This is a genomic window from Acinetobacter sp. LipI_19, assembly GCF_058242925.1.
In genome coordinates this window covers 1,640,146-1,658,178 of record NZ_JBZAYK010000001.1, presented here as the reverse complement: position 1 = coordinate 1,658,178, position 18,033 = coordinate 1,640,146, and the positions used below count along the sequence as shown (strand labels likewise).

19 protein-coding genes and 1 pseudogene are annotated in these 18,033 nt (G+C 35.4%); 13 read left to right on the top strand and 7 right to left on the bottom strand.

Going from position 1 to position 18,033, the window contains the following annotated elements; all coding sequences use genetic code 11:
- Positions 1-164: 164 nt before the first annotated feature.
- Positions 165-1,082: a LysR family transcriptional regulator gene (locus AC4CVF_RS07960; protein ID WP_490789184.1), complete on the bottom strand. Its 918-nt coding sequence runs from the start codon at positions 1,080-1,082 to the stop codon at positions 165-167.
- Positions 1,083-1,188: 106 nt separating this feature from the next.
- Between AC4CVF_RS07960 and AC4CVF_RS07955 the strand changes: the two genes are divergently transcribed.
- From AC4CVF_RS07955 to AC4CVF_RS07925, 7 genes and pseudogenes are all read left to right on the top strand, one after another.
- Positions 1,189-2,427 carry an acyl-CoA dehydrogenase family protein gene (locus AC4CVF_RS07955; protein WP_419820446.1) on the top strand — a complete coding sequence of 413 codons (1,239 nt, stop codon included), beginning with the start codon at positions 1,189-1,191 and terminating at the stop codon, positions 2,425-2,427.
- Between the two features lie 133 nt (positions 2,428-2,560).
- Complete coding sequence (locus tag AC4CVF_RS07950; RefSeq protein WP_419328873.1) at positions 2,561-3,682, top strand: phosphotransferase family protein; 1,122 nt, start codon at positions 2,561-2,563, stop codon at positions 3,680-3,682.
- Positions 3,679-4,377, top strand: a complete 699-nt coding sequence (locus tag AC4CVF_RS07945; protein WP_419820445.1) for a histidine phosphatase family protein — start codon at positions 3,679-3,681, stop codon at positions 4,375-4,377. The genes AC4CVF_RS07950 and AC4CVF_RS07945 overlap by 4 nt, the downstream gene beginning before the upstream one ends.
- Before the next feature lie 43 nt (positions 4,378-4,420).
- Entirely contained in the window at positions 4,421-5,164 is a 744-nt protein-coding gene (locus tag AC4CVF_RS07940) for an SDR family oxidoreductase (protein WP_490789183.1), read from the top strand.
- 101 nt (positions 5,165-5,265) lie between these two features.
- Entirely contained in the window at positions 5,266-5,538 is a 273-nt protein-coding gene (locus tag AC4CVF_RS07935; RefSeq protein WP_315079264.1) for a hypothetical protein, read from the top strand.
- Positions 5,539-5,655: 117 nt separating this feature from the next.
- Positions 5,656-6,368: pseudogene (locus AC4CVF_RS07930) on the top strand (SGNH/GDSL hydrolase family protein).
- Between the two features lie 88 nt (positions 6,369-6,456).
- A complete protein-coding gene (locus AC4CVF_RS07925) occupies positions 6,457-6,771 on the top strand; it encodes a hypothetical protein (RefSeq protein ID WP_419820444.1) in 315 nt (104 codons plus the stop codon).
- A 128-nt stretch (positions 6,772-6,899) separates the two neighbouring features.
- On the opposite strand, the gene AC4CVF_RS07920 is transcribed toward AC4CVF_RS07925, so the two are convergent.
- Positions 6,900-7,259, bottom strand: coding sequence for a hypothetical protein (locus AC4CVF_RS07920; protein WP_244015931.1), 360 nt, complete (start codon positions 7,257-7,259; stop codon positions 6,900-6,902).
- A 525-nt stretch (positions 7,260-7,784) separates the two neighbouring features.
- Between AC4CVF_RS07920 and AC4CVF_RS07915 the strand changes: the two genes are divergently transcribed.
- Both AC4CVF_RS07915 and AC4CVF_RS07910 read left to right on the top strand, forming a co-directional pair.
- Positions 7,785-8,486: a hypothetical protein gene (locus AC4CVF_RS07915; protein ID WP_490789182.1), complete on the top strand. Its 702-nt coding sequence runs from the start codon at positions 7,785-7,787 to the stop codon at positions 8,484-8,486.
- Between the two features lie 204 nt (positions 8,487-8,690).
- Positions 8,691-9,281: a uracil-DNA glycosylase family protein gene (locus AC4CVF_RS07910; protein WP_483769929.1), complete on the top strand. Its 591-nt coding sequence runs from the start codon at positions 8,691-8,693 to the stop codon at positions 9,279-9,281.
- 98 nt (positions 9,282-9,379) lie between these two features.
- On the opposite strand, the gene AC4CVF_RS07905 is transcribed toward AC4CVF_RS07910, so the two are convergent.
- From AC4CVF_RS07905 to AC4CVF_RS07895, 3 genes are all read right to left on the bottom strand, one after another.
- Positions 9,380-9,523, bottom strand: a complete 144-nt coding sequence (locus tag AC4CVF_RS07905; RefSeq protein ID WP_483769928.1) for a hypothetical protein — start codon at positions 9,521-9,523, stop codon at positions 9,380-9,382.
- Between the two features lie 120 nt (positions 9,524-9,643).
- A complete protein-coding gene (locus AC4CVF_RS07900; protein ID WP_419328882.1) occupies positions 9,644-9,778 on the bottom strand; it encodes a hypothetical protein in 135 nt (44 codons plus the stop codon).
- A 159-nt stretch (positions 9,779-9,937) separates the two neighbouring features.
- Positions 9,938-10,801 carry a DMT family transporter gene (locus AC4CVF_RS07895; RefSeq protein ID WP_419328920.1) on the bottom strand — a complete coding sequence of 288 codons (864 nt, stop codon included), beginning with the start codon at positions 10,799-10,801 and terminating at the stop codon, positions 9,938-9,940.
- A 168-nt stretch (positions 10,802-10,969) separates the two neighbouring features.
- Between AC4CVF_RS07895 and AC4CVF_RS07890 the strand changes: the two genes are divergently transcribed.
- Together AC4CVF_RS07890 and AC4CVF_RS07885 are read left to right on the top strand one after the other, a co-directional pair.
- The gene (locus tag AC4CVF_RS07890; RefSeq protein WP_419328883.1) at positions 10,970-12,367 is read left to right on the top strand and encodes an aminotransferase-like domain-containing protein; all 1,398 of its coding nucleotides are present in this window, start codon (positions 10,970-10,972) and stop codon (positions 12,365-12,367) included.
- Between the two features lie 79 nt (positions 12,368-12,446).
- A complete protein-coding gene (locus tag AC4CVF_RS07885) occupies positions 12,447-13,097 on the top strand; it encodes a class I SAM-dependent methyltransferase (protein WP_490789181.1) in 651 nt (216 codons plus the stop codon).
- A gap of 47 nt (positions 13,098-13,144) precedes the next feature.
- On the opposite strand, the gene AC4CVF_RS07880 is transcribed toward AC4CVF_RS07885, so the two are convergent.
- Positions 13,145-14,623: a phospholipase D family protein gene (locus tag AC4CVF_RS07880; protein WP_419820441.1), complete on the bottom strand. Its 1,479-nt coding sequence runs from the start codon at positions 14,621-14,623 to the stop codon at positions 13,145-13,147.
- Positions 14,624-14,814: 191 nt separating this feature from the next.
- Between AC4CVF_RS07880 and AC4CVF_RS07875 the strand changes: the two genes are divergently transcribed.
- Both AC4CVF_RS07875 and AC4CVF_RS07870 read left to right on the top strand, forming a co-directional pair.
- Positions 14,815-15,924 carry an S-(hydroxymethyl)glutathione dehydrogenase/class III alcohol dehydrogenase gene (locus AC4CVF_RS07875; RefSeq protein ID WP_004821485.1) on the top strand — a complete coding sequence of 370 codons (1,110 nt, stop codon included), beginning with the start codon at positions 14,815-14,817 and terminating at the stop codon, positions 15,922-15,924.
- 157 nt (positions 15,925-16,081) lie between these two features.
- A complete protein-coding gene (locus AC4CVF_RS07870) occupies positions 16,082-16,390 on the top strand; it encodes an I78 family peptidase inhibitor (protein WP_336951249.1) in 309 nt (102 codons plus the stop codon).
- A 59-nt stretch (positions 16,391-16,449) separates the two neighbouring features.
- Here AC4CVF_RS07870 and AC4CVF_RS07865 read toward each other — a convergent pair whose 3' ends face one another.
- Complete coding sequence (locus AC4CVF_RS07865; RefSeq protein ID WP_490789180.1) at positions 16,450-18,018, bottom strand: ATP-binding cassette domain-containing protein; 1,569 nt, start codon at positions 18,016-18,018, stop codon at positions 16,450-16,452.
- Positions 18,019-18,033 lie beyond the last annotated feature (15 nt).

The window sequence follows — 18,033 nt, the reverse complement described above, 5'->3', positions numbered from 1 at the left end:
TTTTATGTCTTATTTTTATAATTTGAATTCAATGTATGAAATGTCGAATGGAATAGATAAGTGGCTTAATTTCACCTACTAGAATGAAGAAAATCATTAGAAATAGGGATGATCGTACGTGTGCGGCTTAACCGCATGCTAAATCCAATCGTTTATAAAATAGCCTAAGCAAAAATTTTAGAAATTTCTTCTCTTAAATAAATATGCCTAGAATTTTCATTTAGCGCACCGTGCCAATAAATTCCCATATTTAATACAGGTAGATCAATAGGATGCTCAAAAATATTGATACTTTGATCAACTTGTAAATGTGCCAGTATCTGCTTTGGGATGGTTAACATCGCATCAGGGTATTGTGCTAAAACTTGCAGGGCAGTTGAATAATGCTGACAACGCATAATAATCTGACGACGAAATTGCGCTTGATTTAAATATATGTCCTCTAAAAGCAAACCAGTACGGCGTGAAGAAACACCGATATGAGGTGATGCAAAATACAGTTCAGAATTGATATTTGTATGCTGAGAACAAATCACAAAATGATCTTGAACCAAATTTTGATAATTAATTTTATCACCATAATTTTGTTCTAGATCAATGACAAAATCGACTTGTTGAGCAGCTAAATCAGCAATTACATTCTTGCGGTCAAGCTTGGTACTTAGAAACTGAATGGTTAAATTCAATTTTTGGAAATGGTGAATCAATTTGGGAAAAATAATCGGTTCAATTTCATCATGTATTGCAATGCGTAAGGTTTGTACTGAACTGGGATCAAACTGTTGTTTTTGTTTGGAGATATTTTGAAAAGCAAATAAAGCATTTTGTACAGATGGATAAATCTGTTCAGCAAAAGGTGTCGGCAGCATTTTACTCCCAGCGCGAACAAATAAATCATCTTGCAAATGCTGCCTAAGTCTTTGTAAAGCATGACTCGCAGCAGACTGAGTAATGCATAAAATCTTTGCCGCTTTTGAAATATTTCTTTGCTCATAAATGGTGATAAAAAGTGGGTATAAATTAATATCAATATGATTGAAAATCGACATATCAAGATTGGTTTTATTATGAATCATATTCATAGTGAGGTATTGAATTAAATCATTTGGTTCATAATAGGTTTTCAGCTAAGGTAAAGTAAAGAGACACTATTCAAATATTTATCCATATATTTACAGGAAGATAAGCATGTTTGAACTTTCAGCACGTGCGCAAGAATTTGTAGAACGTACCAAAGCCTTTATTAAAAATGAAATTGAACCTGTAGAAGCTGATTTTTGGAATGAAGTCCATCATCTTAATCAAGGTGGTGATTGGACAAAATGGCAATGGCCAGCACAACTTGAAGTCCTGAAAAATAAAGCAAAAGCTGCTGGACTTTGGAACATGTTTCTACCAGATCCAGTATGGGGTGCAGGTTTATCTGTACAGGAATATGCCCATATTGCAGAACTGTCAGGCCGTAGTTTAATCGCACCCACAGTATTTAATTGTAATGCTCCAGATAGTGGCAATATGGAAGTGCTATGGCGTTATGGTTCAGATCAACAAAAACAACAATGGCTTAAGCCGTTATTAGAAGGAAAAATCCGTTCAGTATTTTGTATGACTGAACCAGCAGTTGCTTCATCGGACGCAACCAATATGCAGGCAACTGCAGTGGTAGATGGTGATGAAATTGTATTGAATGGTCGTAAATGGTGGTCTTCAGGTTTGGGAGATCCAAATGCGAAAATTATTATCTTTATGGCGCATACACCTGATGAAAGCAAAGATCGTCATCATCAACATTCCATGGTTTTAGTGCCTGTGGATACTCAAGGTGTGACCATTGAACGTATGTTACCCGTGTTTGGTGATTATGATGCGCCACATGGGCACGGCGAAATTAGTTTTAATCAAGTTCGTGTACCTGTAAGTAATTTTATTGGTGGTGCTGGACAAGGGTTTGAAATTGCACAAGGGCGTCTAGGTCCGGGTCGTATTCATCATTGTATGCGATGCATTGGTGCTGCTGAAAAAGCATTAGAATTAATGATTGATCGAGGAATGAGTCGAACTGCTTTTGGTAAAGAAGTGCTTAAATTAGGTGGAAATTTAGAACGTGTGGCAGATGCTCGTGTTGCGATTGATCAAGCACGACTGTTAACCCTGTATGCGGCGTATAAAATGGATACTCAAGGGACTATGGCTGCGCTTACCGAGATTTCAGCCATTAAAGTTGTTGCACCTTCAGTTCTTGAAAAAGTAGTTGATATGGCCATTCAAATTCATGGTGGCATGGGCGTATCACGAGATACACCTTTAACAGGATTCTTTGCTCAAGCCCGCAGTTTACGTTTAGCGGATGGCCCAGATGAAGTGCATAAAGGGATGATTGCAAAATTAGAATTAAAAAAACGAGGTTATGGCTCGCGTAAAAAATAACAATTTGCTGATAAAAAATAACTGCTTTATGTTAGAGGTGTTATATATAAAGTAGTGAGCAAATGAAGTTTTTAGTTAAAAGTATCATTCTTTATAGATGTATGGTTTAAAACATAAGATTCAGGGAAATAATATGTCAGTCATTGATATTGGTGGAAGTATACGTGAAGGAGAGGAGCTGGACATTCGTGCTGTCGGAAATTGGCTCATTGAAAATGGATCTGAAATTTCAGGCAATGTAGAAGTAACTCAATATTCTGGCGGAGCTTCAAACTGGACCTATCGTTTAAAATATGACAATGCTGATTTAATTTTACGTCGTCCACCCAAAGGGACAAAGGCGAAATCTGCACATGATATGGCGCGTGAATATCATGTACAAAAATGGCTTGCACCATACTACCCAGTTCTTCCTGAAATGGTCGCGCTGTGTCAGGATGAATCCGTAATCGGTTGTGACTTCTATGTGATGAAACGCATTGAAGGGATTATTCCACGTGCCAAACTGCCCCCTGAACTGAATTTTACTCAACAGCAAGTGCATGAATTGTGTATTAATGTCTTGGACAAGCTGATTGAATTACATCAAGTTCCATATCAAGGCACCGAACTAGAAAAACTTGGAAAAGGTGATGGGTATTGCCGTCGTCAGGTTGAAGGTTGGGATGCACGTTATGAAAAGGCGCACACCATCAATGTGCCGAGTTTTAAATTTGTACGTAAATGGCTTAATGAAAATATTCCTGCTGACTCAAACACGTGTTTGATTCACAATGATTGGCGTTTTGATAATGTCATTCTTGACCCTAAAAACCCAACCCAAGTGATTGGTGTATTGGATTGGGAAATGGCAACCATTGGTGATCCTCTCATGGATTTAGGTTCTGCTTTGGCCTATTGGGTGGAAGATACAGACAATCAAATTTTTAAATCAACCCGTCGCCAGCCTACACATTTAAAAGGGATGCTTACCCGTAAAGAAGTGGTTGAATATTATTTAGAAAAAACCGGATTAAAACCAGATAATTGGGCATTCTACGAAGTATTTGGTATTTTCCGTTTAGCTGTAATCGCACAGCAAATTTATTATCGTTACTATCATAAACAAACAGATAATCCTGCTTTTAAAGATTTTTGGATTGTGATTCATGCCTTACATATTCGTGCCTTAAAGCTCATCGGTATACAAAAAATTGAAGCCAATGAAGTTGCACAGAAATATCTTGAAAAATTTAAGGAAATTTTAGGAAAATGACCACAATCTACCTCGTTCGTCATGGACAAGCGTCATTTGGTGCAGAGAGTTATGACAAGCTTTCACCCAATGGCGAGTTACAAGCCAAACTATTGGGGCAATATCTCGATAAAATTTTGAAAGAAGAGCCTTGTGTGGTTGCAGGTTCAATGTTACGCCATCAGCAAACAGCAAGTTTTGCTTTGGCTGAAAGTTTTTCCGATGCTCAAATTGTGACAGACCATCATTGGAATGAATTTAACCATCAACAAGTTTTTGCTCAATATGATCCGCGTTTTAATCAACCTCATCTACTTCAACAAGATGTTGCCAAAGAAAAAAGCCCACGCGCCTACTTGGCAAAAATTTTTGAAGGGGCAATTGACCGTTGGACTGGTGGTGAATATCACCATGAGTATGACGAATCTTGGCCAGATTTTAAAAACCGTGTAGAAACGGCTTTACAGAATTTATGTGATGAGCTGGTGAAAACCAAACCTCGCTATGCAATCGTATTTACTTCTGGCGGTGTTATTTCTGTTGTTGCTGGGAAACTCTTGGAGTTAAGTGCCAATAAAACCTTTGCATTGAATTGGGCAATTGCCAATACCAGTTTAACCACATTACGACTGGTAGGAAATGAACCTCAATTGTTGAGTTTGAATGAACATCATTTTATTAAGGCTGAAGATCCGCAATTATTAACGTGGATTTAAAGTCACACTTTTAGAAATATAAAAACAGTTTAAGGAATTTGTCATGGCAAAAACCATTTTAATCACAGGCGCAAGTTCTGGAATTGGTGCAGGAATGGCACGAGAATTTGCGCAAAAAGGTTATAACTTAGCAGTCTGTGCACGTCGTTTAGAGCGTCTAGAAAGCTTAAAACAAGAGTTGGAGTCTAAATATGGCATCAAAGTGATTGCCAAAACTTTAGATGTGACCAACTATGAGCAAGTTTTTCAAGTCTTTCGAGCATTTAAGCAAGACTTTGGTAAGCTTGATCGTATTATCGTCAATGCAGGTGTTGGTGATGGTCGTCGAATTGGCAATGGCAAATTTGAGATTAACCGTGCAACTGTAGAAACCAATTTTATTTCTGCATTGGCACAGTGTGAAGCTGCTGTTGAAATATTCCGTGAACAAAAGTTTGGTCATCTGGTTGTGATTTCGTCTATGAGTGCACTTCGTGGTATGCCTAAACACTTGACCGCGTATGGCGCAAGTAAAGCGGGTGTAGCTGCTTTAGCGGAGGGGATACGTGCTGAGTTAATTGACACGAAAATTAAAGTTTCTACGATTTTCCCTGGTTATATTCGTACTGAAATTAATGAAGGGTCAAAAAAACTGCCGTTTGAGGTAGATGTTGAAACAGGTTCTTATTTATTGGTTAAAGCAATTGAAAAACAACCTGTTAAAGCTTATGTACCACAATGGCCTAGGTTACCGATAGGACTAGCCATGAAAATATTACCATTAAAAATTGTGAATAAACTCGGTTGAGCTTTATTTAGTTTTAAAAGACCCAGTAAGGGTCTTTTTTATTGCAATGCATAGATAAAGCTTTAAAATCTAACTGGATAAAAAATAATGAGAATTTTAATATGTTTATCGTATTGGGTTTTTTCCTGACCAGCTTTTTAGTTTTTCTTGCGCGTATCTTGTATCTTTTCTTTTTTGAAAAGCACTGTGAAATTCAACAATGCCTGATGCAAATCGATGATATTCAAAAGTTAATGTATCTTGGTATTATTTTAATCGGGACCTATAATGCCTATTTGATGAGCAAAAGCAGGAAGTATGCGGTTTTAGTTTTTGAGTTTATTGGTACATTTATATTTGCTTTTGCCTTAAATTTTGTTGATTTAGCCCAATAGCAACTTGGCCATACAATTAAGTAAAATCGACATTGAACTTTATGATTTTAATATTGCGACAAACTATATCTGACTCTGACTGATTTTGAGATAGTTTTGTTGGATTGGTACTCAAATATGCTTTTAAAAATCTCTACCATTGTTCTCGTTCCCGCATTAATCCTTCAAGGTTATCGCGTCAAGAAAAATACACCCCGATTAGCTGAACCTCAAGGATTGCGAAAAGGTGTTATAGGACAAGGAAAAGCACTATCTATTTTAATTTTGGGTGACTCTGCTGCCGCAGGTGTGGGGGTTGAAGATCAACGTGAAGCCTTATTGGGGTGTTTACTCGATGAATTAACCTCTAATTTTGAAGTCACTTATCAATTAGAAGCAAAAACAGGGGATAGCACCTTAGAAATTTTGCAAAGAACCAAGCAATTAGACAATCAGCAGTTTGATGTTGTGATTACATCGGTTGGAGTAAACGATGTCACAAAACTTATTTCACCACAAAAATGGATTCAGCAACAAAGGGGGCTTTATACAGAAATTGAAGCTAAGTTTTTACCAAAGATGATTTTAGTCACGGGTGTTCCCCCAATGAATCTGTTTCCAGCATTACCAAATCCACTGGGATGGCTGTTTGGACAGTATTCGAGTGCAATGAATCAGAAGTTAGCCCAATTCATCGAAAATAAAATCAATTATCAATTGATTCGTTTGATTTAGCCCATTTTAAAACTTTAAATTTACAAATGGCACGTGATGGTTTTCATCCGAGTCAGGAAATTTATCAAATTTGGGCAAAACAAATTTCACAGTGTATTTTTAGCAAATTCATGTGATAAAATTAATCAAATTCAAAAAGAACATAAAATATGAATTATTACGCGAAAACTCTCTATTAGGTTTTAACTACCTAATGAGAGAAATATGGATAAGCTTAAACACCTTAAACAACAATATGTAAGCGTTGTTAAAAAAGGTTTAACTGGCGATTATGATGATGAAATTTTTCCAAATCGCCAAGATATTTGGTATCGCCACTACAGTGTTAAACAAGAAAAAAGTAGTTTTTTCTTGCACGAGATTGAGTATAAATCCTATCCTCTTAAACTAAGACGCAGACGTGGTAGGGCATTAATGTGCTCTTGGACGAATGAACATCCACCTTTTTTTTGCTATGGTGGAAAAAACTGGAAACATCATTCAAAAAGAAAACATCAATACTACCGTGAAAAGAACTAAAAATAGGGAGCTTTTAAGCTCCCTATTTTTTATTAGATACCAAACACTTAAACTATTTATATAAAACAAACATTTAATCTAAATTTTTTAAAAAATTGTAAGCGCTAAAACTTGATAAATGACCATCACTATTTTGTATCTTTACACTGAATATTTTCTTTTTCTTTGTAATAGTTTAAAGCAATATCTAAGTCTGAAAGTAATTTAGCTTCAGTATAGTTCTCTGGATTTAATTTAAGTAAATTTGGCATGTAATTCGATTTGTATTCTTTAGGATAATCTTGACATACGATTCTGGTCTTATCATCCAATGTTGTATTTGGATCATCAAGTTGATCAAGATATTTACTAATCATTTCATCTGATTGTTCAAATTGTGCAGTGAGGGTTGGTCGATCTGTTTGCGCAGTTGCATGCTGCTCAGGCTCTTTATTGCAAGCAGACAGGGCAATGATCAAGAATAATGCTGTAAAAAGTTTAATGTTCATAACGAATTGATTTTTAATGTTAAGAAAAAGTTTTCGGTGGTATAAAGTCAGTTAATATTTAGATAAATCTTAAAGAACCTTAACTATCAAATATATTACCGAGATATGCAATGATTTTTATTACCATATCTTGAAACTGTTACAAATTCAAGATGTTTAATGATTTTATTTGAACTTTCCGATTAAAAACAGCACATCGCCAAGTTTTGTATTTTTTATGGGGTGGAGTTGAGGCAACGACTTTTATTAATACTAAGAATATTGATTAAGACTTTATTTTATATGAAATTTCTAATATTTTTTTAAAACCTCTAATAATAGCAGCAATAAAGAACTGTCCTCACTATAAAGAAATTTGATAAAAAATATTCTTGTCAAAATATCGTCAAAATTTATTTAAAAATAATGGCTTAGTAGTTAATCTGAAAAATTCAACTAATGTGTTGTGTTAAATAAATTTTTTGTAAGGTTTATTTCTGATCTCAATCTGAGTATCTTATCCCCAAAATATTAAGAGGGTATTTCATGAAAAAATTATTCATTATTACTTTAACAACCTTAGCATCAAGTTTCTCATTTGCAGAGAAATTACAGTGTGAAAAAAGCTATGAGATTTTTAATAAGCAAGGGGACAAGGAAATAGAAATACTAAAAAATGGTTCACTTGATGATGTGATCAGTTATTATGACCAGATTGAATATGATCGAAAACTTAAACCTAAGCATCAAGGACAGACTTTTTCTTCAGGTGAATGGATTAGCGATACTGAGTACAGAAAAGACATTAAATTACAGCAAGATTTAGCCAAAGATGGATCTTATAAGAATATAGATTCTACATTTTTAAAACCAAAATTAAATTATATTTCAAGTGTAGGCGAAGTTTGTGTTGTGCCTATACAATCACAAGATGAACTATTCAAAAAAAGTATGCAGACTGAAGCTGACATAATTTTTATACGCGATATTCAAACTAATGAATGGAGAAGATTTATCTATTTTGGAATTGAAGATAAAAAAGACTTTAATGAGTTTTTCCCTGATTTTCCTAAAAATGTAAAGCTTGCTCAAATGTTAATAGATAACAAAAATTTTGCAGAGAGCACTTCAGAATTTGGTTTGTTAATGCTTGAAGAGATGGGTGTTGAGATCACAGCTGAGATGAAGGAAATGATGAGAAATCAAACAGAGCCTTTTAGAGTTAAGTTAAGCGCGAATGGCTACTGATTTTTATTGTGTAAGTTGTATTTAAACCACCTGCGGGTGGTTTTATTGAATAAGCACAACAATCGATTAAGTTGGTTAATTAAAAGAAAATGGATAAATTTACGATTTAAAATCTTTAATATAAAATTAGAAACAACTACCCATGCTTAGCAAGTAAAAATGTTAAGATAACAGTATAATTCTTAGATTATTTCTTATTTATAAATGACTGATATCGAAATAGAAACCCACCCACTTAAACCATTTCTTCCTTCAAATGCTAAGCTGTTGATGCTTGGTAGCTTTCCACCGCCTCAAAACAGATGGAAGATGGATTTTTATTATCCGAATTATCAAAATGATATGTGGCGGATTTTTGGGCTTATTTTCTTTGAAAATAAAGACCACTTTTTAGATTTACCCAATAAAAATTTTAAAGAACAACGCATTCGCGAATTCTTAATCGAAAAAGGTATCGCCATTTTTGATACGGCGTATCAAGTTATTCGCTTAAAAGGGAATGCCTCAGATAAATTCCTACAGATTAAAACCCCCACAGACCTATCACAGCTTTTAGCGCAAATTCCTGAATGTAACAGCATCATGACCACTGGAGATAAGGCAACAGATACCCTGATGTTATCTATGCCTGAAGAAACTGAAAAGCCACAGATAGGGCAATCCTCACAAGCTATATTTGCTGAACGAGAGATATGTTTATATCGGATGCCTTCTTCATCAAGAGCGTATCCATTAGCACTGGATAAGAAGGCAGAGGCATATAAGAACTTATTTAAAGAAATAGGCTTACTTTAAGTAAGTTTAAAACTCATAATTTGGCATCATGGTTGGGTATTGAACCCATTTAAAACCAGTTACGTTAAAATCTCGAACATGGGTAAAACTAGACCAAATCAAAATTGGCTCCCTTTAGTCCATGAGAGTGGTTTGATACGCTGTTCAATCATTGCTAATTCTTCAGCAGTGGCGATATCTAGTTCACCAATTTCGATAATTAAACGAACAACAGGGAAATCTGAAAATTTACCTAGAATCATAGATTTTAACCAAAAAAACGATTGCTATTCACAGTTTATAATTACGCTTTGCTATGGTTAGAAATGTTTTCTTTAAATGATTCACTATAAGTATCGAAAAATAATTCAGTTTGAATTTTTTCAGAATATGGCTCGTATAGTCGTTATATTGAGTTGCCCCAATTGATCGACAGTTGTAATCGAACCATGCATTGAGGCAGGTTGAACAGTTGAAGTGGTTTTTATTATTTTTTGGTAAAGCTGGTAATCCAGCATGTTTTTTCCTTCTTAAAGCGTCCACATTTTGAATAAAATTAGCAAAATAAACCATATTAGTAACTGACTGTTTTTGTTCAAGCTTAGGCATTTATTCCCTTATATTTAATTAAATCGATATACACATATAGTTAATAAATGCTTAAACCTTATCATTTTCTATGCAAATCGTTTTGCCAACGTAACACAGATCACAACTGCAAAACAAACAACAATCATCGCAAAACTTACGTGTTCACCCAATAGAACCGCTGAAAGCATTAAACCAATAAATGGTTGTACTAATTGAATTTGTCCAACTTTGGCAATTCCGCCCAACGCTAAGCCTTTGTACCAAAAAATAAAACCAATCAACATACTAAACAGTGACACATAGATTAAACCAATGGTTTCTGGCCAATGGATATTTGCAAAGGTTGTAGGTAAGTAATATAGACTTGAGATGAGCATCAAGGGTAATGCAACTACTAAAGCCCAACAAATCACTTGCCATCCACCCAATTCTCTTGAAAGCTTTCCACCTTCGGCATAACCCAGTCCACAAACGACAATTGATGCAAGCATGTAGAGATCACCCACACTAAAACTTAAATTACGGTTTTCATAAAACATGAATCCAACCACAATCGCACTGCCAATTAAAGCAAATAACCAAAATTGTGTAGCAGGTTTTTCCCCCCCGCGTAAAACTGCAAAAATTGCAGTCGATAAAGGCAATAGACCAACAAAGACAATGGCATGTGCAGAAGAAACTGTTTGTAAAGCTAAGGCCGTAAATAATGGAAAACCAATCACCACACCTAAAGCGACAATAACCAATGATTTAAATTGGACAAAAGAGGGTTTTGATTGCTGTAAAATAAACAGGCAGATTAAAGCAATACTTCCTGCAATGGCTGCTCGAGCTGTGGTTAAAAATTCTGGACTAAATCCCATGACAGCTATACGTGTTGCTGGCAAAGAGCCAGCAAAAATTGCTACACCAATAAAACCATTCAGCCAGCCAATATTTGTTTTATCCATCATCAATTACTCAGTAAATTTATGATTATTTAAGCGCTATTTACTGGAAATATATATGTACACTGCAGTACAATTTTAAAGAACTGTTATGCTATTTTTACCAATACAATTCTATTCAATCTAACAAATTTTCTCGTATTTCTTATTTTTTAAATATATGGTTTATAAATGGCAAAAACTAAAATTGAGCAAACAGTGCTGATGATTAAAAATCAAATTTCCAATAAAAGTTTAATTGCAGGTTCACGCTTACCTTCAGTTCGTCAGTTTGCTATACAAACAAACTGTTCTGTTTCCACGATCGTTGAAGCCTATGCCAGATTAGTTGCGGAAGGTGTTTTAGAATCTCGTCTTGGTTCTGGTTATTATGTGTTAGGTAAAGCAGAACCAATGCAAATGATTGACACTGAAATACAGTATCAACGTGAAATAGATCCATTGTGGATTTCAAGGCAGTCGTTAGAGGCGAAGATTGATGTGCTAAAACCGGGTTGTGGTTGGTTACCCACCACTTGGATGCCTGAACAATCGATCCGTAAAGCGTTAAAACAAGCTGCCAAGTCTGAAATCAGCATGCTCACTGATTATGCAACACCGCATGGACATTTGGAGTTGCGTAAATTTATTGCCAGAAAAAAAGAATTGTATGATTTAAAATTTAAACTGAATCAAATTCTTATTACTGACTCAGCAACGCAATCCATTGATTTAATTTTCAGACATTTACTTAGAGCCGGCGATGTGATTTTGATCGATGATCCGTGCTATTTTAATTTCCGCGCCTTGATTAAGGCACATCATTTAAAAGCCGTTCCAATTCCGTTTACAGAACTGGGACCAGACGTAGAAAAATTTGAACAAGCACTGAATTTAAAGCCAAAAATCTATTTAACCAATTCAGGGATTCATAACCCAACAGGGACCACGATTTCGCTACAAACGGTTTATCAAATTTCTAAGCTGGTTGAGAAAACTGATTTATTGATTATTGAAGATGAGATTTTTGCTGATTTTGAATATACACCAGCACCACGCTATGCTTCATTAGCTGGTTTTAAACATGTCATTCAGATTGGCAGTTTTACCAAAACTCTTTCAGCAGCGATTCGTTGCGGTTATATCATTGCAGAATCTGAGCTGATTGATCAATTGATCGATTTAAGAATTGCGACCAACTTTAGCAATAGTCACTTAAATTCAGAAATTATTTATCAGGCTTTAATGGACAGCAGTTATCCTAAACATTTAGATTGGTTAAAGAAACATTTGCTGAAAGTCAGCAATGAAATGATGCAAAAGTTGGGGCAACTCGGTATAAAACCGTGGATTGTTCCAACAGCGGGGATTTTTTTATGGTGCAAATTACCAGATGGTATACAAGCTGCAGAATTATCAAAGTTATGTCTCAAACAGGGCGTAATTCTAGCACCAGGTAATTCATTTAGCCAAGCTGAAAATGCAGGACAGTTTATGCGCTTTAATGTTGCACAATGTGTAGATAAAAAAGTTTTTGATATCTTAGCAATTTCTATTCAGCAGTTAAAAATAAATAACTTACAAAGTTAGCGAAAATCCTTTTCCCTATTGCTTTAAAATATGGGTAAATAGTAAGCAAATTTATATTGATTTCAGTGGAATAATTATAATGAGTGTTCAGGATGTACCGAGTCCAATTGATTTGAAAAACCCGCAAGATGCTTTGCAATGGGCAAATGATGCCAATGAAAAACGACCTTGGCGTTATGATTTTTTTGATTATTATGTGAATTTAATTCAAAAAGCAGCCAGAGAGAAACAGCATCAAACTGATCAAAACGCACAGTTCAATATTTTAGAAATAGGTTCAGGTCCTGGTTTTCTAGCAAAACATTTACTCAGTCATTGCCTTGAGATTAAATATACGGCGCTAGATTTCTCTGATGCAATGAACGAGCTTTCCAAAAGTAAGCTACTTTCTTCTGAGCTAGACCGGGCGCAATATCTGATTGCTGATTTTAAAAATGAAGATTGGCGTGATCAGCTTGGACAGTATGATGCAATCATTATTCATCAAGCTTTACATGAGTTACGCCATAAAAGCTATGCAAATCAATTTCATCAACAAGTGAAAACGCTATTAAAAAGTGATGCGATGTACTTGGTCTGTGACCATGTTTTTGCGTCGGACGCGATGAGCGATAGTGACTTATTTATGTCGAAACATGAACATTTCCAAAGCTTAAAATATGCGGGCTTTACTGACATAGAATTGGTTAAAGAGATCAAAGGTCTCTGTTTATTCGAATGTTATTTATAATAATGATGTTTTAGCGAATTAGTATGCTATTTGTCATTACACTAAACTTACATCATCCATTCAAGTGGTAAATATGACACACTGTACATAATAAATCGTTGGAATCGTGTAGTTTCAGGATCAACTTTATATTCGATCACATTGCCATCAACACGATGATCTAACCAGATTAGCTCACCTTGTGAATTAAGTTTTAACTCATAAGCAACCCTCAATAGGGTTTGATCCAATAGATTTGAAATTTGTTCTTGTAAAGGATCTGACTGAACGATCAGTCCAACTTCAGTATTGATATTGAATGATCTTGGATCTAGGTTAAATGAGCCAATAAAGACTCTGTCATCAATATTGATAAATTTTGCATGCAAACTCGATTTATTTTTGCCTTTTTTTGGAATGATATTTCCTGTGAGGACCTCATACCAAGTACGGCGGTTACGTTCTATATAAGGTTTAAATTCATAAAGCTTAGCTCCGCCTTTAAGCAGGTCAACTCGATACTTTTGATAAAACGCATGGACAAGCGCAACATCATTTGCCATAAAAGAGTTGGTTAGAATTCTCACTTTGACATTTTGTTTAGGGAATTGGTTAATAAAATTCGTTCCATTTTTTGTAGGAACGAAATAAGCAGCAATCAAATCCATTTCTTGTTCAGGATCACCCAAATGCTGGTGAATTTGATGTGAAATTAATTCATTGCCGCGCGCTTGTCCTAAACTTTTCTTTGGAGAATCTGCTAAAAAATCGGCATAAGCCCAATTGATTTTATTTTGATTAAGCTCATTGGCAAGTTCTTTCTGCTCAAGATTTACCTTTTCATCTGCTGTATGTTCAGCTTGTTCAAGTCGTTCAAAGCTTTTTCGTAAAGTTAATAAATCTTGTTCAGAACCTTTATGAATAAATTGATCAATGGGATAGGTGAGTTGAAAATTCCAAAAGTCGGTAAAAACTTCATTTGCACGATTAACCGCTTTACCAAAAAATAAAATATCCATATCGGTAAATTGGAAAGATTCACTAGCATCAAAATATTCACTGCTAATATTTCGTCCGCCTGTTACAGCAATTGCGCCATCAGCAATAATTAATTTATTGTGCATTCGATGGTTTATTCTGTTCATTCTAAAAATATAATCCATTACACGAAAGTGCCGAAATTTATAAGGATTGTATAATTTGATCGAAATGTTTGGATGTGTCAGCAATGCACTTAATTGTCGATCTATTTTTGTTCCATTTTGATCATCAATCAATAGTCGGACTTTTACACCGCGATCAGCAGCTTTTAACAACTCGTGTAGCATTAAATTGCCAATAAAATCATCCGCCCAAATATAATATTGTAAATCAAGAGTATATTTGGCTTTTCGAATCAGATGGATACGTGACGCGATACTTTGGAAAGCATCATTCATGGCTAAATATGCAGTTAGCCCTTGAGTAAGCATTTTTTTTGCTTGAGGCTCATTGATCCAATGATCTGCATATACTTTAACTTGTTGTTCTTGTTCTGGTTGATTCATAGGTAAACTGCATCCAGTGATTGAAAAAGCCAAAATAACCAAGGCAAGTGAAGTCTTTGAATGATTCATTCTTTCAATGAGTACTTTAAATTTTACTAAATCATATCATTAAGTTAATGGTTGAATCTGTAAATAGAAAAAGGTTACTGTAGTCCAACTGTTAAAACACAAACCTATTAGGATATTTAGCTATGAAATCACGTGCTGCTGTTGCATTTGGTCCAGGAAAACCTTTAGAAATTGTGGAAATTGATGTTGCTCCTCCACAAAAAGGCGAAGTCCTTGTTAAAATTACCCATACAGGGGTTTGTCATACAGATGCATTTACTTTATCAGGTGATGATCCAGAAGGTGTATTTCCAGCAATTTTAGGCCATGAAGGGGCTGGTATTGTTGTTGAAGTTGGTGAAGGTGTAACTTCAGTGAAACCGGGGGATCATGTGATTCCTCTATATACGGCAGAATGTGGTGAATGCTTATTCTGTAAATCAGGCAAAACTAACCTATGTACAGCCGTTCGTGCTACACAAGGTAAAGGGGTTATGCCTGATGGAACGACACGTTTTTCTTATAATGGTGAACCGATTTATCACTATATGGGTTGTTCAACTTTTAGTGAATATACGGTTGTTGCTGAAGTTTCATTGGCTAAAATTAACCCAGAAGCAAATCCTGAACATGTTTGTTTACTGGGTTGTGGTGTAACGACAGGGATTGGTGCAGTCCATAACACGGCAAAAGTACAAGAAGGCGATTCAGTTGCTGTATTTGGTTTAGGTGGTATTGGTTTGGCTGTTGTACAAGGTGCGCGCCAAGCGAAAGCAGGCCGTATCATTGTTGTTGATACCAATCCGGAAAAATTTAAATTGGCAGAAGAGTTTGGTGCGACTGATTTTGTCAATCCAAAAGACTATGACAAACCTGTTCAAGAAGTGATTGTTGAAATGACAGGCTGGGGTGTAGACCATTCATTTGAATGTATCGGTAATGTCAATGTGATGCGTTCAGCGCTTGAATGTGCTCATCGTGGTTGGGGACAATCAGTCATCATTGGTGTAGCAGGTGCAGGTCAAGAAATTTCAACCCGTCCGTTCCAGCTTGTGACTGGTCGTACATGGAAAGGAACTGCATTTGGTGGGGTAAAAGGCCGTACACAATTGCCGGGTATGGTTGAAGATGCGATGAAAGGTGATATTCAACTTGCACCATTTGTTACCCATACAATGGGCTTAGATAAAATTAATGAAGCATTTGATTTAATGCATGAAGGTAAATCAATCCGTACGGTGATTAATTTTTAAGCTTAAATATTTAGAACTACCAAAAACCAGTGATAAATCATGAATCACTGGTTTTTATTTGCATGATAAATGTATGAGTTTTATATATTAATTTTCTAAGCTTATCTTTTTTTGTTATGTTATGGCTTTAAAGCAAAAAATCAAAATAGGTCGTCTTATGAAAAATGTTGCAATTTTAGGTCTTGGTATCATGGCTTTAACTGTATCAGCATGCTCTTCGCTTCAAACCAATTCAACGGAAGATCAAACAGCGCAAAACACTCAAACCACATGTGTTGCTGAACGTGCGACTCAATTGATTGGACAAAATGATATGTCTGAAGCGAAAATTAAGCAGCTTACACAAGCATCAATCGTACGTAAAGTTGCGCCAAATCAAGGTGTAACCATGGATTATCGTATTGAACGTGTGACGGTAACAGTAGATCCTGCGACCAAAAAAATTACCCAAGCGGCTTGTGGTTAATGACACAAATTTAAGTATTAAATGATTGAATAAATACTGATTTATTCAATCATTACCATTTAACTCAGTAAATATTTCTCATCTATTCCACTTTGAACAACAAAACAATCATCATGAGAAACCAGAATGACAGCACCTTTAAATTGCTGAATGGCTTGTGCAAGTAATTCTCGTGACTCGATGTCTAAGTGATTTTCAGGTTCATCCAATAGCAATAAATCTATATTTTGATGATTGTGACTTATTCCCAGTAATGCAACTTTGAGTTTTTCACCGCCACTGAGTTGGCCCAATTTTAAGAGTGCTTTTTCACGGCGGATCCGCAGTTGACCTAATAAATTTCGCCATTCAACCTCTGGCAGATCTGGATTAAATTCAGCTAAATTCTCGATCACAGAAAGATCATCATTGAGCAAACTAAAATTTTGATCCAAATATAAGCTTTGTCCTATAAAGAAAATTTCAGTACATTGTGATTGATCAATTATTTTTAATAGGGTGGATTTACCCACGCCATTCGCACCTTTAAGCTGGATTTTTTCACCGGCTTGGAGTGACAAATTTATTTTCTGTGTTGTAGCATAAGGCAATTGTAAATCGTGAATTCTTAATATTTCACCTTGCTTAAATGATTGAAATTGAAAGTGAAATCGTTGTGGTTTAATTTTTTCTAAAGCTGTTTGTTTCTCCTGTAAATTGCTTTGTGTTTCATCAGCTTGGCGAATTTGCTGTGCACGTAATTTCCCAAAACTTTGCCCAGCTTGCTCTTTTTTAAAATCCAGAAGAATCTTGGCTTGAGAGTTCGAGTCACGCAATTGAGCACCTTTACGTTGACGTTTTTGTGCTTTCATTAAACTCTCGTTCTGTTGTTGCTTTAACTGTTTAAATTCACGTTTTTCTTGTTGAATAGACTGAGTTAATGCATGGACTTGTTGTTGGTGCTGTTTAAAATAATCTGCATAATTGCCCTTAACATGCTGTAAACCATTTGCCGTTAAAGCATAAATATGCTGAACTTGATTTAGCAATTGAAGATCATGACTAATAATACAAACCCCCGCTTTATGTGACTGAATCGATTCAATTAGCCATTTTCTTGCCATGGCATCTAAATGATTACTTGGCTCATCTAAAAGTAGATAATGATCTTGTTTTAGAAATAAGCGACACAAAGCCAGCTTAGTTTTTTGACCTTCACTTAAGGATTTAACGGGAAAATTTAAATCAAGCGGCAGTTGTGCATTGCTTAAAATTTGTTGCCATTTTTGTGGTAAATCCCAACAGTTTTCAACCAAATTATAATCTTCAAAACTGGCACTACTATTTTCAATACGCTCAAAAGCATTGTGTAGATGAGTAATATCTAAAGCTTCAGCTATGGTTTTGGCATTTAATCGTTGTAATTGTGCTAAATAATCATGTTGGATATGCCACGCAATTTGACCTGAATAGGCTAAATCTGAATGCTGTTGTAAGTGTAATAATTTAAAAAGTAATGATTTTCCCAAACCATTACGGCCAATCACAGCAGAAGTTTGCCCTGGAAAAAGCACAAAATTCAGTTGAGTAAACATTGTTTGAGTGGGAAATGCCAAACTCAAATTTGAAATGATACATGCTTGTTGCATTAAATGATCCTCATA